Raw genomic sequence first — 16,397 nt, 5'->3', positions numbered from 1 at the left:
ACAATAATAAGTATAAAAAAATATCAAGTAATTCAAACAAAACTCCGTACTATACAAATAGAAACTATAGGGAAATACTAGTGGCTATTAGAAATTAAAAAACACAACAAGTATAAAAAAATATGTTTACTTTTTGAAAGTATTGGCATACTATATAAGTATAAAGATAAAAACACAACTCGTATAAACATAATAACTAATTGAGTAGTGAATTTTTATTTCGCTAAAATTAAAACACAACAAGTCTAAATTATAAAAATAAAAAAGGAGTGGTAATTATGTTAAATAAAAGAGAATTAGAGAAAAAAATAAAATCAGATATAGAAGACAGAGGATGTATAGTATTAGAACAAAGAAATGACGACAATCTAATAGTTGGATATATCATAAATGAGTTTGGATCAAAAGAAGATAAAATTATAGGAATAGGAGTAAATGAGCTATCGCTAAAAGTAAATCATAAATTAATAAATAGAGCTATGAAAGAACCAACTATTGAACTTGGAATAGTACTAACACCAGATAAAACATATTACATTGACATGAGTACTGGAATCCAAACATATACACCTAAAACATTTAAAAATCACTCGGAGTATGCAACATCAGAAGAAGATATAAGACGAAAAATAGGATACTTAATACAAAGTGCTAGAAGAAAATATGATGGAGATATAACAAATTATATATTAACACCAATAGCTATAAGAGCTTACTTTTTTAAAAATAACAACTTAAATGAATGGTTGAACGTAGATATAGACTTATACAATCAATTAGTTGATGAAATAAAAAATAAATTGAAAATAAATGGCAACATGCTACAAAAAATATATAACAAAGATGAATTGGAAGATACAAAAAAAGCATTAGAAATGTTAGTCCCTATTAGCATTTATTATTCAAGGATAATAGAAGATTTAATAAGAAAGGAATCAGTAAAACGAGAGGTAGATATATCAACACAAAATATGATAAATGTAGTAAGTGACTTTATAAAAGTACTTAATATAAATGATAGTTGTATAGAATTAGGATCAGGGGCAGGATGCATTCTAAGAGAACAAGAGAGTAACTTTAACATTCTAAAAGGGATAGAAATAAATAATGATATAAGTGATATAAGTAAATTATTAAACTTAATATCTGGAAAAGGTAATATAGAAATAACAACAACTGATGCACTAGATATAGAAGAGGTTGAAAAATATGGTCTTACAATAGTAGAACCACCACTTGGTGAAAGAGTTGATAGTGAACCATATAGAGATAAATCTATAGTATCCAGAAATTGTAAAATGATAAATACATCAGATTTATTACTTGAAAAAGCTATAAATTTAACTAAAGACGGAGGATATATAGTAGCAATAGTAAATGATGGATTACTATTCATAAAGCAAAGTGAGATAATCAGAAAATTAATAACAAATAAAACTACAGTAAAAGCAATAGTAGGATTACCAAACCACATACAAAAGCCGTATACAGTAGCCAAAATGAGCATAGTAATAATGAAAAAGAAATCTAGCAGTTTAGAATGTTGTGAAAAAGTATTCATAAATGAAATTAGTAAAATTGATGAAATAAATGAAGTAGCAAATCAATTTAGTGAGTTTATACAAAATAATTTAGATGATAGCAACTTATTAGACTATGGCGTTTTATATGAAAGTAATAACTGGACAGCAAACTATTTGAGAATGTTTAGAGAATTAAATTCATCAAATAGATATTTATTAAATGAACTATGCAATATAAATAGTCATGGAATAAAAACCCTAATAAATGAAAAAGAAAAATATCCGTATATAGAAGTAAGTAACATAGATACAGATAAAAAAATATTAAAAGATATAAAAGAAGTTAACTACAGTGAATTGCCATCAAGAGCGAAATTATTGGCTTATCCAGGCGATATAGTAATATCAACAGCAAGACCAGATAAAGGACCTATAGCAATAGTACCTAATGACTATGATGTGTATATAGTATCAAGTGCATTAGCTGTATTATCACCTAAAAATATAAGTGCTGAATTATTATACTTTATATTAAGTAGTAATAAAGTTACACAAGAGTTATCAGCACTAGCTAGTGGAACAGCAGTACCTATGATAATGATAAAGCAATTAAAAGAATATAAGTTACCAATTAGCGATATACCTAATCAATATGAAAAAGAAGCTAAAGAATTATATAAAAAAATGTTGATGAAATACACACAACATAAAACACTAAATCAAATAATAGATGAGACATTAAAAAATATTGATGAAGTAAATACAAAAGAATACAAAATAGATGAAGTACTAAGTTATAAAAGACCTGTTATATTAAAGAACGAGATAGAAGTCAAGCAAGTAAAGATAGCTAACTTAAATACTGAAAGTCTATATGTTAATGAAAAAGATCTAGCGCTATTTGATGAAAAAGAAGGCAGACATAATCTAATTAAAAATAAAGATATATTAATTCCAAGAGTGTTAGATTCAATAGAGCGTACATCTGTAGCTAATACTAATATAGAAGGATGCATATCAAATCAAGTTATATATACTTACAGTGCAAATGAAGTTGTTTTACCTGAATATATGGCAATGATATTTAGAAGTAGCCAAGTTAAAGAAAAGTTAGAAGATTTAGCGAAAGCATCAAAAACAAGAGCAATGATAAAAAGAGATCAAATACAATCAATAGTTATTAAACTACCTACAATAGAGATACAAAAAAATATAGTAGAGAAAGTATTAAGTAAATCTAAAGAATATAGTTTAAGTGAAATAAATAGAGAAAAAAGTAGTTTTGAGGAAAATTTAGTATAATTTAAAATAAAATATAGATAGAATACCTTACACTTATGGTATTCTATCTATATAAGAAATGAGGAGGAAGATATAATGGCTAATAAATTATCACTGGCAAAATTAGAAAGGCTGTTACTAAAAGCAGCAGATGTATTAAGAGGAAAAATGGATGCTAATGAATATAAAGAGTATATATTTGCAATGATTTTCTTAAAAAGACTATCAGACCAGTTTGAAGAAAAACAAAAAGAATTAAGAGATGCTCTTGAAAAAAAAGGACTAGATGAAGAAAAAATAAAAGAAAGATTAGAAGATCCTAGAAGATACAGAGATACTTTCTTTGTACCTGTAGAAGCTAGATGGAACTACGTAAATGAAAATGGAAGTAATATTGGAATAGCACATCTTAAAAAAGATGTAGCAGATAAATTAAACATAGCCCTAGCTTCAATAGAAGAAGCAAATATAGAAAAACTAGAAGGCGTATTAAAAGGAATAGACTTTGCTAAAAAAGTTGGAAAAACAGCTATGAAAGATACTACTTTAGTAGATTTCATACAAATATTTGATAAAATACCAATGAAAAATGAAGACTTTGAGGCACCGGATTTATTAGGAGCGGCTTATGAATATCTAATAAAATACTTTGCAGATAGTGCAGGTAAAAAGGCTGGAGAGTTCTATACACCTGCGGAAGTAGTTAGACTTCTTGTAAATATATTAAAACCACAAGAAGGAATGACTATATACGATCCAACAGCTGGATCTGGTGGTATGCTTATCCAAAGTAAATCCTATATAGAAGAAAATGGACAAGATGCATCCAACCTAGCGCTATATGGACAAGAAGAAAATGGGGCTACTTGGTCTATGTGTAAGATGAATATGATACTTCATGATATAGCTAGTTTTGAAATAGAGAATGATGATACCCTAGAAGACCCTCGACACTTTGATGAAAATGGAGAATTAATGAAATTTGATAGAGTAATAGCAAATCCACCATTTTCTCAAGATTATAAAAAATCAAATCTTAAATATACTGAAAGATTTGAATATGGATTTACACCAGAAAAAGACAAAGCTGACTTAATGTTTTTACAACATATGATATCTGTAACTAAAGAAAATGGAAAAGTAGCTTGTGTACTTCCACATGGAATATTATTCAGAGGTGGAGAAGAAGGGACTATAAGAGAAGCATTAATAACAAAAGATGATAAATGCATTATAGAATGTGTAATAGGTCTACCATCAGGATTATTCTACGGAACAGGTATTCCTGCATGTGTAATAGTAATCAATAAAGAAGATGCTAAAAATAGAAAAGAAATATTATTTATAAATGCAGACAAAGAATACAAAGAAGGTAAAAATCAAAATAAACTAAGAGCACAGGATATACAAAAAATAGTTCATACTTATGAAAATAAACCAGAAATAGAGAAATATTCTAGAATGGTATCAATAGAAGAAATAAAAGAAGAAGGCTTCAACTTAAATATAAGAAGATATGTAGACAATACAGATGAAGTACAAAAAAATGATGTAGTAGCACATTTATATGGATCAGTACCTAAAAATGAAGTAGAGGATATAAAGGATATCGCTTTAAAGCAAGGTTTAAATATCTATAAACTTTTTGCAAATAAAAATGAAAACTATGTTGATTTTATAGGCAGCATAAATTGTAAAGAAGATATTAAAGCATTTATAGAAGATGATAATGATGTAATCAAAAAACAAAATGATATACTTATAGCTTATGAAGCTTGGTGGAATGAAAATGTAAAACAAATAGCAAATCTTTATGATACTAAAAATGTAACAGAAGTAAAAAAAGCTATGATGAACTCATTTGTAGAAAAATTAATAGGATTTGAAAGTTTAGATTTAAATAAATTAGAAGGTGCTTTTGTATCATATTTTGATGAAATAAAGGAAGATTTAAAGGCAATAGCTTCTACTGGTTGGTTATCTAATTTACTTACAATGGGTGAAGTTATAGATCTTAAAGTACCTAATTTAAAAGATAAGATAGAGTCTAAAGAAGTAAGTGGTATAAAATTACCTAAATATGAAAAAGTTTATGAAATGATTAAAAATGAAAAAGAAGGTATATTATCTAAACTTCTTGATGATAAAAATGTTAATCAAGTAGAGCATGATACCTTAGAACTTATATTAAGTAGTGCAATGGATAGTATAAGTGAAGATGAGATAAGAAATACTGTTTTAAATAGATACTATAAAAATTTAAAAGCTTCTATTATAAGTTTTATAAAGTGCGAGTTAGATATTTGTATTAAGGTAGTAGAAGGATTGTTTGATAATTATAATACATCTCTTGAGAGTATATTAAAACAAAGAGATAGTTTACAAAATGAGCTTGATGATATGTTAAAGTCATTAGGATATGAGTTTTAGAGGTGTGATTATGAGAGTTAATGCAGAGTTTAAAGAAGTTAAGGGCATTGGTAGAATACCTGTAGATTGGGAAGTTAAAACAACTGCAGAAATATTCCACACTGTAACAGATTATGTTGCAAATGGTAGTTTTGCTACTTTAAATGAGAATGTTACTTATAAAGATACTGAGGATTATGCAATATTAGTTAGATTAACAGATTATAAAAATGATTTCAAAGGTCCGTTTGTATATGTAGATAAACATTCATATGATTTTTTAAAAAAAAGTAGCCTTAAAAAAGATGATGTAATTATATCTAATGTAGGTGCATATGCAGGATTTACATTTAAGTTAAGAGATTTAAATAAACCAATGACTTTAGGACCTAATGCTATATTAGTTAGAAGTAATATAAATAATGATTATATATATTATTGGTTTACGAGTAATTTAGGACAGTATGCTTTAAAAAACATAATATCTACTACAGCACAACCTAAATTTAATAAAACAGATTTTAAAACAATATTAATGACTATACCAAGTTTGAAAGAACAAGAAAAAATAGCTCAAATTCTTTCTAATATAGATATGAATATCCAAAAGACGGAGGAAGCTATTGCTAAGTATAAGCAAGTTAAAAAAGGTCTTATGGATGATTTGTTGAGTGGTAAGGTTAGGATTAAGGATGGTAAGAGATTTAGAGAAACTAGGTTTAAGGATGTTAAAGGGATTGGAAAAATTCCTTGGGATTGGAAAGTCAAAAAAGTTGAAGAAGTATCAGATGTAGTTGACTCTTTACATGAAACACCAATATATTCAGACAATGGATATAAGATGATACGAGTAAATGATATAAAAGAGGGTAAGTTAGACACAACAAATGCATATAAAGTAAGTAAAGAAGTATATAATCATTTTACAAAAAAATATAAACCTCAAAAGGGAGATATTATATTAAGTAGAGTTGGTTCTTATGGAATGAGTTGTTATATAGAATCAGATGAAAGTATTTGCCTAGGTCAAAATACAGTAGTTATAAATCCACATATTATAAAATTATATTTATATTATTATTTAAATAGCAAAGAAATAAGAAAACAAATAGATAAAGCTGTAGTTGGTTCGAGTCAAAAAACATTAAGTTTAGCTAATATAAATAATCTTGATATTGGACTACCTCAAGAAGAAGAACAATACCAAATAGCAAATGTTTTATTCAACCAAGATGAAATAATAGAAAAAGAAAATAAATATCTTGAAAAATTAAAGAAACTTAAATTAGGTCTTATGGAAGATTTACTTACTGGAAAAGTAAGAGTATAATTAGATTAATTAACATAAATCAGGGGGATTAAATGAAACAAAAGATTTTAGATGAAATAACAGACTATTATTTAAACTCAAAAGATTTTAATGGTTTATCACTAAGAAATTTGAATACTAAAGATGTAAACTTACTAGAAGAACTAATAGATGAAGAAAGTATAGAGGTTTTATCATGTAGATTTGTAATAAATCCACATATAAGAATGTATAACTTAAATGTGAGTAGAGAAGAACAAAAGAAAGAGCTAAAAGATAATATAAACTTCTGTGTACTTTATCCAAGTAAAAAGTACTTATATACATTAAACTTATCTAACCATAAACCATTTACTGAGATGTTAATGAAAGGTAGCAATCATTTAGATTTAATATTTTTCAAGATGGATATTTTAGAATCATATTTTCAAGACCCTAGATATCATATATTCTTTGGTGATTATAGAGGTACTATAGTTACCAGAGATAAATATACATCACCAGATAATTGTGATGATGTAGAGTATATTAAAGATTTTGGAATTGCGTATTCTAAAAGTGAAAATAGAGAAAGATGTATAGGTGTTTTCATAGGAGATTTATCAGATTTATCTCTGTATGATCAGATGAAGTGGAAAAAATATATGTTGTCTAATCAAGAAAACTATTATATAAATAGCTCATTTTATAAAAATACGATACTAGGTCAATGGACCGATAAAATATCAGTATATGATGCTATTTTAGATGAAATGAAATTAATAAATAAGTTATGTGATAATATGAAATTACCAAAGTTATTTAAAATTGAATTTAGCAGCGAATCTTATGAAGAACGACCAGATTATTATAGAATGATGTTTTTACCAACTCTTAAAAATTATCATGACTTCGTTATGGTGTTAGAAAAGATGTTTGTTGACAATATAAATGTTGATACATTTAAAGTAAAAGGAGTTGGATTAAAAACAGTAAATCCTTATGATAAAAAAGGAAAAAAGGCAAGTATTAGAATGTTTAGTGAATGGTTAGATTTAAATATAATAAATGGAGATATGAAGCCTATTATTCAAGTACTCAAAGATATTAGAAAAGAAAGACAACTACCAGCTCATAAAATAATAGAAAATGAGTACTCAAAAGAATTTTATAAAAAACAGGATGAGTTAATAAAGAAGGTTTATAGATCTATGACTTGTATAAGAGCACTATTATCTAATCATCCAGTTAATAGAAGTATAAAAATTCCTAGCCATTTAAAAGAGCAGGAACATATAGTATTATATTAGAAACAAAGAATTTAAATAAGTTCTCTGTTTCTAATATAATACTACAACCTAATGGTACCAATGCAAAAGAGTTCTGGATAAAAAATAAATTTAAAGATAATGATACGATAGATAAGAGATTAAATTTGTATATTAGTGATGATATGATTTATAAATATTAAAATGAAAGCTATAGATATAAAACTAAACAATTCGTGTTTTATGTCTATAGCTTTTGCTATAATATAAATAGCAATAGATGTCTTAAAAGAATAGGCAAAAAATTATGGAGGGCAAGATGAGTGAATATACAGAAGTAGAAAGCCCATTTTTAACTCAACTTAAAAACTTAGGTTGGACGGTAATTGAACATTCAGATGGAGTAGTTCCTACTAATCCGAGTATAAGTTTAAGAGAAAACTTTAGAGAAATAGTTATAAAAAGTGAGTTTAAAAAGGCTATTAAATATATAAATAGATTAGAAGATAATAGAGAGTGGCTTACTGATAAGCAACTTAATGATTTATACAACGATTTAATAAATATAAACTATAAAAGCTTACAAGAAGCTAATAAAGCTATTACAGAATTATTAGTAAGTAGTAAGCCTAGAGTAGATAAAAATGAACTAACAGGTGAAGATAATGTGGCTGTAAAACTTATTGATTTTGATAATATTGAAAACAATAGTTTTGTAGCTATAAATCAGTACAGAGTAGATACAATAGGAACTGTTAAAAAATGTATAATTCCTGATATAGTTCTTTTTATAAATGGTATACCTGTAGTTGTAGTAGAGTGTAAGGTAGCATGTTCTTATGCTACCAACCCTATGGAAGAAGGTATAACTCAACTCCTAAGATATCAAAATAGAAGATTAAACACAGCAGGGAATGTAGAAAAAGAAGGAGAAGAACAACTTTTCTACTATAATCAATTTATGATATCTACTTATGGAGATGATGCAAGAGTAGGTACTATATCTTCTGGATATGATCATTTCTTACCATGGAAAAGTATTTATCCAAAGAAATACCAAGAATATGAATTACCATTAGGTAAGGAGCGTTCACAAGAAATATTAATACAAGGAATGTTAAATAAAGAAAATATAATAAAAATTATTCAAAACTTTATCATATACAAGCCAATTGATACAGATGGAAAAATAGAAATAAAAATTGTATGTAGATATCAGCAGTTTAGAGCAGTTTCAAAAACTATAGATAGATTATTAAATGGAAAAACGTATAAAGATAGAAGTGGTGTAATATGGCATACTCAGGGTTCTGGTAAATCATTGACTATGGTATTTTTAGTAAGGCAAATGAGAAATATAGAATCTCTAAAAGACTACAAAGTACTTATGGTAAATGATAGAACAGATTTAGAAGAACAATTAGCAGAAACTGCTAAGCTTACAGGTGAAACCATAGATATAGTTGAAAATAGTAGAGAATTAAAATCAAAATTATCGACTAATAGCTCAAATTTAACGTTAGTAATGATGCATAAATTTGGAGATAAAAGATTAAACCAAGATGATGAAGATACACTTATTTCTTTAGGTCTTCAAAAAGAAGATATTCTTCCACAGATAGAAGCATTAGGTGTTGTAAATAATTCAGATAGGATACTTATTCTTATAGATGAATCTCATAGAACTCAAAATAATCCATTTGGATTAGCAGGAAATCTCTTTAAGGCATTTCCTAATTCATCAAAAATTGCGTTTACAGGTACGCCATTAATCACTGGAAAGCATAAGAGAAAAACTACAGATATATTTGGTACATATATAGACACATACAAATCTAAAGACTCAGTAAGAGATGGAGCTACTTTACAAATTATGTATGTAGGTAGAAAAGACAAATTAGATTTATTAGACAAATCAGCATTTGACAGTGAATTTTCTGAAATCTTTAAAGATAAGAGTGAAGAAGAATTAAAAGAAATAAAGAAAAAATATGGAAGTTATAAAGATTTTTTAGAAAGTGATGATCATATAAAGACATTATCTTACAATATAATAGATCATTATACTAAAGAGATACTACCAAATGGATTTAAGGCTCAAGTTGTTTGTATTTCAAAAGTTGCTACAGCTAAGTATAAAAGATACTTGGATAAAGCTATTGAAGACAAAATAAAAGAACTTGATAAATGTGGACACTTATTAGATTATGAATTATTAAAAAAGCTTAAATTCATAAAAACAGCTGTTATAGTTTCTGATGGAGGAAATGATAAGCCTGATGTTATAAGATATTCAAAAGAATCTAAAGAATGTGATGCTATTGAAAATTTTAAAAAGAAGTTTGACTATGATAAACCTGAAACTGGTATAGCTATATTAATAGTATGTAGCAAGCTTTTAACAGGGTTTGATGCTCCAATAGAACAAGTAATGTACTTAGATAAAAAAATGAAAGAGCATAACTTATTCCAAGCAATAACAAGGGTAAATAGAACAGCTAAAGATAAGTATAAAGGCTATATTGTTGACTATGCTAACAATGCTGATTTAATTGCAGAGACATTAGCTATATATAGTGGTGACGATGATGATGAGGTGAAAAGTGCAATAGTTGATGTTAACTCAGAAAAGCCAGTATTAAATGATAGATATTTAAGGCTTGTTAACTTATTTAAAGAAAATGGTATAGGAGAAATAGAAGATTATATAACATATAAGATAACTGATTCAAACAAGCAGTATGAAATATTAGAAAAATGTATTGATGCTTGCGAAAATTTACAGACTAGAGCAAAGTTTGAAATTGATTATAAAATGTTTTTAATGAGTCTAGATGTATTAATTCATTTAGACATAGAAGAAAAGTATGTTCAAGCAATGAAGTCATTTGGGCATATTCAAGCTAGAATCAAACACAGATATAAGGATGATAGCATAAATCTTATGGGTGTAGGTGAAAAAATTAAAGACCTAATAAATAAACATGTTGAAAGTAAAGGAATTAGCAACAGAGTAAGGCCATTAGAATTATTTGATGTTGATTTCAAACAGAACTTAGAAAATCATAAATCAACAAAAGCTAAAGCAAGTGAAATGGAACATGCTACTAGAAAATATATTAATATTAATAGATCAATGGATCCAGCTTTATATCAAACTTTTAGTGAAAAACTAGATGAAATACTTAAAAAGTATGATGCAGATATAGAAACTAGATACAAAGAGCTTGAAAAGTTATTAGATGAAATACTAAAAGGAAGAAACGAAAATAGTGTAAGTGGTTTAGATTCTATCAAGGAAGCACCTTTTTATGATTTAATACTAAATATTGCTTTTAAAGATTCTAAACCAGAAGATGAAGAACAAATAAAATCTATTACAGTAGAGATAGTTAATACAATAATAGCTGAGATGAAAAAAATAACTTGGGGTAATCCTGTAGTAATTAAAAGAGTGAGCGGAGAAGTTGGTGATATTCTATTAGACTCTTGTGTAGATGAGTTAGAGGATAATGAGGATATATTAGTTTCTGAAATAATAAACTTGGCTAGAAAAAGATATGATTTAATGGTGAATTAAAATGCTGGTATATAAAGACATAAATTATGAATTAATAAGACGTAAAAGAAAAAGTAGTAGTTTAATAGTCGAAAATGATGGAACTGTAAAATTAATAGTTCCATTAGATACTTCAATAGAAGATATTGAGTGTGTATTAGAATCAAAGCGATACTGGATATACATAAAAAAAGCAGAATTTGAAGCTCTTAATCATTCAAAGGTAGATAGAAAGTTTGTAAACGGGCAAGGCTTTATGTATCTAGGGTCATCATACAGATTAGAGATTGTAGAAGATTTAGACGTAGATTTAAAGCTTTATAGAGGTAAGTTCTATTTGAAAAAATCTAAATTAGATAATGCAAGTGAAGTATTTAAATCTTTTTATAGAGAAAAAGGACTTAAAAAAATTATAGAGAGAATTAATTTGTACAAAAACATGATTGGTGTTGAACCTAAAAATATTAGAGTAATGGAATTACAAAATAGGTGGGGATCCTGTACAGAACATGGAAATCTAAATTTTAACTTTAAGTGTATGATGGCTCCTTTATCTGTAATTGATTATATTGTAGTTCATGAGCTAGCTCATATTAAGTATAATGATCATAGTCTGGATTTTTGGAATATAATTGATAAAGTAATACCAGACTATGAAAATAAAAAGAATTGGCTAAGGAAAAATGGAGCTAGTCTTGATATATAATTAAGGCTATTTATTACTTATAAATTTAAAAAAGCTTAGAAATGGATTTTAAAACATTTCTAAGCTTCTTTTTAGAATATATCCTTACAATATTTGATTACTTATCTTTAACGAATGTTACTACCTTTCCTTTAGAAGTACTTGTAGTTGAGTTTAAATTAATTTTATCTTTTTTTAATTCTTTAATTCTACGTTCCATTTCTGTATTTTGTTCATTCATTCGAGTAATAGTATTATCTTTGTTTTTGATTTGTTCTAATAAAATTTGATTTTCATATCTTAAAATCTCAGTATCAATATCTCTATTAATCATAAGTTCTAACTTTTGATTAAGTTTATTTATTTTCTCCTTTAATGCATCTATTTGGTAATAAGGGTTAAGTTCATTAACCTGAAGTGTTCTAAAGTTTATATAAGCCTTTAATTCCTTATTATTGTATAAGGTTTGTCTACTAATCTTAGCATCATCCGAAATAGAGCTTAGTGTAACCTTGTTACCTTTAAGTTCATCCACTAACTCAGAGTACTTTAATTCTCTGTTTGTAATAGCGGTTTCTATATTTAAAAGATGTTTTTTAGTTTTAGATTTAAGATTGTCATAATCTATTCCTAACTCATTAGAAATTGATTTTAATTGTTCTTCAATGTTAAGGGTTCTATGTTCATCCATTCGTCCATCTCCTTCTTAATTTCATCTAGTCTTTCTATAATAGGTATAAGGTTTTTGTGATTTTCTTTTATCCAATCTACACCTTTTTTATTGATTTCATCTTCTAGTTGTTCTATTTCTGGTTTTAAAGCATTTTTTATTGCGGATTGAAGTTTACCTAACTCTTTATTTGCCTGTCGAAGATAGCCTTCGGTTTGATTGTATTCTATTATCTTAATTAGAGTTTTACAATCGTTATAGGTTATATCAGCCATTATATATAGGTGGAAGTGATTAGGGCAAATTCCATATGCACAGTAGATTTTATCTGACTGGTCATCTACACGACAATCTCTGTTTTCAACAGATTTAATACACATTCCACCAGTTTTTTGCCTAATGGGTACTTTACCTTTCAAAATAGAAATAACTTTATCTATATCTTCGACAACTTTAAATTTACCATTCTTAATAAACTCATTTATTTTAAACATAAGAGCATCACTACCAGAGCCGAGAGGTTTTGTACCTTCTTCTACAATAACTCTTAGTATTGTATCAGCAAATTTACTATCCTGTTCAGATGAATCCTTATTTCTTACATAGTAATCAGTCATTTCCTCGGTTAAATGGTTCATGTATTTTTGTATAAATGCCAAAGGAACACCTTTATGGTAAAGATATGTACAAAGGTGGACTCTAAATTGATGGCTTGTAGGATATGAAATGATATCGTCATCATCAGAGTAGCCATCATAAAGTTTCTTAGAGAAAGAGTACTTTTCTTTTAATTCACCGATGCTAATAGTTTTTAATTCTGGGTAATCATCTTCTACATTAACTGCTCCTATATCATATCCAAATTCAGTAATCATACGTAACATATTCTTAGAAAAAACTTCTGGCTTCATAGGCATAGTTTTTGAACTTGAAGGACAGAAAAGATAATCTGTTTTTAATTTTTCACGAGACTTTTCAAATACGTCTTCTAAAATTTTGTAAGCCTCATATCCTAATTGGTTTACGACTGTGAAACCTTGTTCGTATAAATCTTTTTTTATTATTGTAAATTCTAAAAAATGAGAGGCATTATCAAAATCTGAAATATGAGTTTTAGATAATGCATTCACTTTTAAAGATAGCATCTGACGTATTCTAAGTCCAGTTTGGCTCATTAAGATAATAAGGGCGGCGTATCCTCTTATTTTACCATCTAAATCTTTATCTCTCATTATACTCATAAGAGTGCTAAGGAGGCTATCGAAATAGGCATCAGGTATATTGTTATGCTTATTTTCCTCTGTGCACTCTGAGGCTAAACTTGATAATTTATTTGATGCTTTATCTAATCTTTTTAATATATTAGACATATCAGTATTAGTCATATTAGAATTATAAAATGATATAAAATTTCGGATATCTCTTACATATATCTGCATGGTAGAATACTTATTATTTTTATCATTACTTAAATAACTAATATAATCTGATATTATACCCAAATCTATACATTCTAATGATTTAATGTATTTATCATTTAAATATATTAAAAACAGTCTTATAGATTTAAAAGAATGGTGTATCGAGTGTATTTTCTTATTTTTTTTACGTAGTGTAATGCTCCAATAGATATAAAACTTCAATTCATCTTTAAAATTATTTGGCACGTTCTCAAAATTAAAAAGATCAATTTGACTTCGCTCGATATCATTAATTGCTAAAGGAGATAAATCCCAAGAATCGCTTGAAAAAATTACATTTAATTTTTTTAAAGGGAGTATATCTAAATCCTTAATATCTTTACATATTCTTAAAAACTCACTAACAGTATTTTCAGTCTGAATGAATTTTTCGTCTGTATATTCTACGAAATTAACTAATTGATTTGCTGTAATTTTCAAAAATACCACCTCCTAGATGTAATCTTATTTAAAGTTTCAACTTTTGTTTAAGTTCATATAATTTTGCTAAATATGCTGCATAAAGTCCTTTTATAGCCTTTATATGGTCTTTTTCGTGTTCGATAGTTTCATTTTCTATTGCGATATCAAGTTGTTGTAATTTTTTTTGGTAGAATGGTATTCTATCCAGTGTAACTATAAAAAACTTACACATAGGGCACCCTATATCTTCATGAATACGACATTCCTTTTCTCTACAAAAACCACATCCATCGTCCATCATTTCATCCTTGCTAAAAGATGAACTATCAGTAGTTTCTAGTATTTGACCTTTAAGGTCTACGTTACCTATAATAATACCGTATGTTGCTTCAACAAATAACTTAGATTCTAGAGCATCATAGTAATGTTTAAGTTTTATTGAACGCTTACCTCTAACTAATAGTTCTGTTTCTTGGTGGCTTAGACCATTCTCTTGTGCATAATCAAAGGCTCTTGTTATACTTGTATCTCTAAGGTTTTCTGCTGTATATATGGGCAGTCCTATATTATTACATTCATGTTTTAAAAAAGTATTAAAAACGTTAGCAGAAATTGGCATAGTTACTTTTAGATTACCCCTTTGCATATCATATAAAAAAACAAAGTTTTCATACTCTTTAGGTGATTTATCTCTTAAGTTCTTAGTTTTTTCTATTGCATTTTCTAAGTATCTATAAGCATACTTGCTTATATTTTCTTTAACTTTTTCTTTATTAGATGTTTTAGTTATAGCCTCGATGTAATATTGACCTTTTTTCATAGCCTCTTTAATTGAATCTGTAGTTATTGATAATAAATAATTTATTCTAAAATTTGTATCTAATGCAAGTCGAAATATTGTATAGTAAACATAATAAGTATCGCTAGTATATGAAAGTTCTAATAAATGCTTATCTAATTTTTTAAGTTCATTTTCTGGTATACTTTTACTGCCTGATGGAGTATGAGTGCCACCATGAACTAAAAAATCAAACACTGCAAGTTCAACTTCAAAATAGTTCTTTTTTAGAAAATTTCTAATAGATAATATTTTATCGTTATATACATGAAGGCTATCTTTATCTGAAATATAACCTAAGTATGATACTATTTCTGCGGCAGTAATTTTGTTATAATCACTATTATTTTTTTTATTTATATTTAAAGTTTTATGTTCATATATAAAATTTAAAAATTCAATAATGTAATAAAAAATAGTAACTCTAGTAGGTAATGTATGAGTAGAGGTCCAAATAAAATCTTTTGCAAATGGTATATACTCAGCATAGTTTATTTTAGTAAAATTGAATGCTAAATAGTTTGTGACATTTATTTTAGTAGTGAATTTTTCTTGACCGTTAGGTCTAACTTTCCATCTATCATTTGCTGGGAATGATTCTATTGGGTTAATATCTACTAATCTAAATCCATCATTATATTGATTTATAAATCTTGAATCAGTTGTCATCCAAAGTATATCAACAGGATCGGTGGGTTTAAATATATCCTCATATATTGAGTGAATATAAATGTAAAATTTAATTAATGCTTTTAATTCTGCTTTATTTTCTTTATAAAAATCAAATTGCTTTTCAAATACTTTATAGTTGAAATCCGTAATATGTTTAAAATTAGAAAATTTATCATAGCTTTCATAAAATTTTCTAGCAAAATCATAGTTATTATAAAGTCTTCTACTGCTAAATAAATCAGACTTATAAAATCCATCTAATAATTCAACTAAGAAACAATTATCTAACTTTGTATCTATTATTAATGGATGTTCTACTTT

At 27.0% G+C, this 16,397-nt stretch carries 9 protein-coding genes; 6 read left to right on the top strand and 3 right to left on the bottom strand.

Features of this window, described 5'->3' with window-relative positions; all coding sequences use genetic code 11:
* The first annotated feature begins 278 nt into the window (after positions 1-278).
* From NSA58_RS06105 to NSA58_RS06080, 6 genes are all read left to right on the top strand, one after another.
* Complete coding sequence (locus NSA58_RS06105; RefSeq protein ID WP_257560260.1) at positions 279-2,825, top strand: restriction endonuclease subunit S; 2,547 nt, start codon at positions 279-281, stop codon at positions 2,823-2,825.
* Positions 2,826-2,900: 75 nt separating this feature from the next.
* The gene (locus NSA58_RS06100; RefSeq protein WP_257560259.1) at positions 2,901-5,234 is read left to right on the top strand and encodes a type I restriction-modification system subunit M; all 2,334 of its coding nucleotides are present in this window, start codon (positions 2,901-2,903) and stop codon (positions 5,232-5,234) included.
* A gap of 10 nt (positions 5,235-5,244) precedes the next feature.
* Positions 5,245-6,543 carry a restriction endonuclease subunit S gene (locus NSA58_RS06095; RefSeq protein WP_257560258.1) on the top strand — a complete coding sequence of 433 codons (1,299 nt, stop codon included), beginning with the start codon at positions 5,245-5,247 and terminating at the stop codon, positions 6,541-6,543.
* A 32-nt stretch (positions 6,544-6,575) separates the two neighbouring features.
* Entirely contained in the window at positions 6,576-7,811 is a 1,236-nt protein-coding gene (locus NSA58_RS06090; protein WP_147516130.1) for an AAA family ATPase, read from the top strand.
* A gap of 277 nt (positions 7,812-8,088) precedes the next feature.
* Positions 8,089-11,349 (top strand): type I restriction endonuclease subunit R, encoded by a 3,261-nt coding sequence (locus NSA58_RS06085; RefSeq protein ID WP_257560257.1) that lies wholly within the window; start codon positions 8,089-8,091, stop codon positions 11,347-11,349.
* Between the two features lies 1 nt (position 11,350).
* Positions 11,351-12,034: a M48 family metallopeptidase gene (locus NSA58_RS06080; RefSeq protein WP_147516128.1), complete on the top strand. Its 684-nt coding sequence runs from the start codon at positions 11,351-11,353 to the stop codon at positions 12,032-12,034.
* Positions 12,035-12,131: 97 nt separating this feature from the next.
* Here NSA58_RS06080 and NSA58_RS06075 read toward each other — a convergent pair whose 3' ends face one another.
* The 3 genes from NSA58_RS06075 to NSA58_RS06065 form a co-directional block, all read right to left on the bottom strand.
* Positions 12,132-12,704, bottom strand: a complete 573-nt coding sequence (locus tag NSA58_RS06075; RefSeq protein ID WP_147516127.1) for a hypothetical protein — start codon at positions 12,702-12,704, stop codon at positions 12,132-12,134.
* Positions 12,665-14,185, bottom strand: a complete 1,521-nt coding sequence (locus NSA58_RS06070; RefSeq protein ID WP_147516126.1) for a tyrosine-type recombinase/integrase — start codon at positions 14,183-14,185, stop codon at positions 12,665-12,667. The genes NSA58_RS06075 and NSA58_RS06070 overlap by 40 nt, the downstream gene beginning before the upstream one ends.
* A gap of 427 nt (positions 14,186-14,612) precedes the next feature.
* Positions 14,613-16,397: hypothetical protein (locus NSA58_RS06065; protein ID WP_257560256.1), on the bottom strand; the 1,785-nt coding region annotated here is incomplete at its 5' end.

This window comes from Terrisporobacter muris (assembly GCF_024621905.1).
In the GTDB taxonomy this organism is placed as follows: Bacteria; Bacillota; Clostridia; order Peptostreptococcales; family Peptostreptococcaceae; genus Terrisporobacter; species Terrisporobacter muris.
The sequence above is the reverse complement of the archived record's forward strand: the minus strand, read 5'-3'. Positions and strand labels throughout refer to the sequence as shown.

Excerpts from the sequence above, each read along its gene's own strand:
- NSA58_RS06105 (WP_257560260.1), top strand. The coding sequence starts at position 279 with ATGTTAAATAAAAGAGAATTAGAGAAAAAAATAAAATCAGATATAGAA.
- NSA58_RS06100 (WP_257560259.1), top strand. The coding sequence starts at position 2,901 with ATGGCTAATAAATTATCACTGGCAAAATTAGAAAGGCTGTTACTAAAA.
- NSA58_RS06095 (WP_257560258.1), top strand. The coding sequence starts at position 5,245 with ATGAGAGTTAATGCAGAGTTTAAAGAAGTTAAGGGCATTGGTAGAATA.
- NSA58_RS06090 (WP_147516130.1), top strand. The coding sequence starts at position 6,576 with ATGAAACAAAAGATTTTAGATGAAATAACAGACTATTATTTAAACTCA.
- NSA58_RS06085 (WP_257560257.1), top strand. The coding sequence starts at position 8,089 with ATGAGTGAATATACAGAAGTAGAAAGCCCATTTTTAACTCAACTTAAA.
- NSA58_RS06080 (WP_147516128.1), top strand. The coding sequence starts at position 11,351 with ATGCTGGTATATAAAGACATAAATTATGAATTAATAAGACGTAAAAGA.
- NSA58_RS06075 (WP_147516127.1), bottom strand. The coding sequence starts at position 12,704 with ATGGATGAACATAGAACCCTTAACATTGAAGAACAATTAAAATCAATT.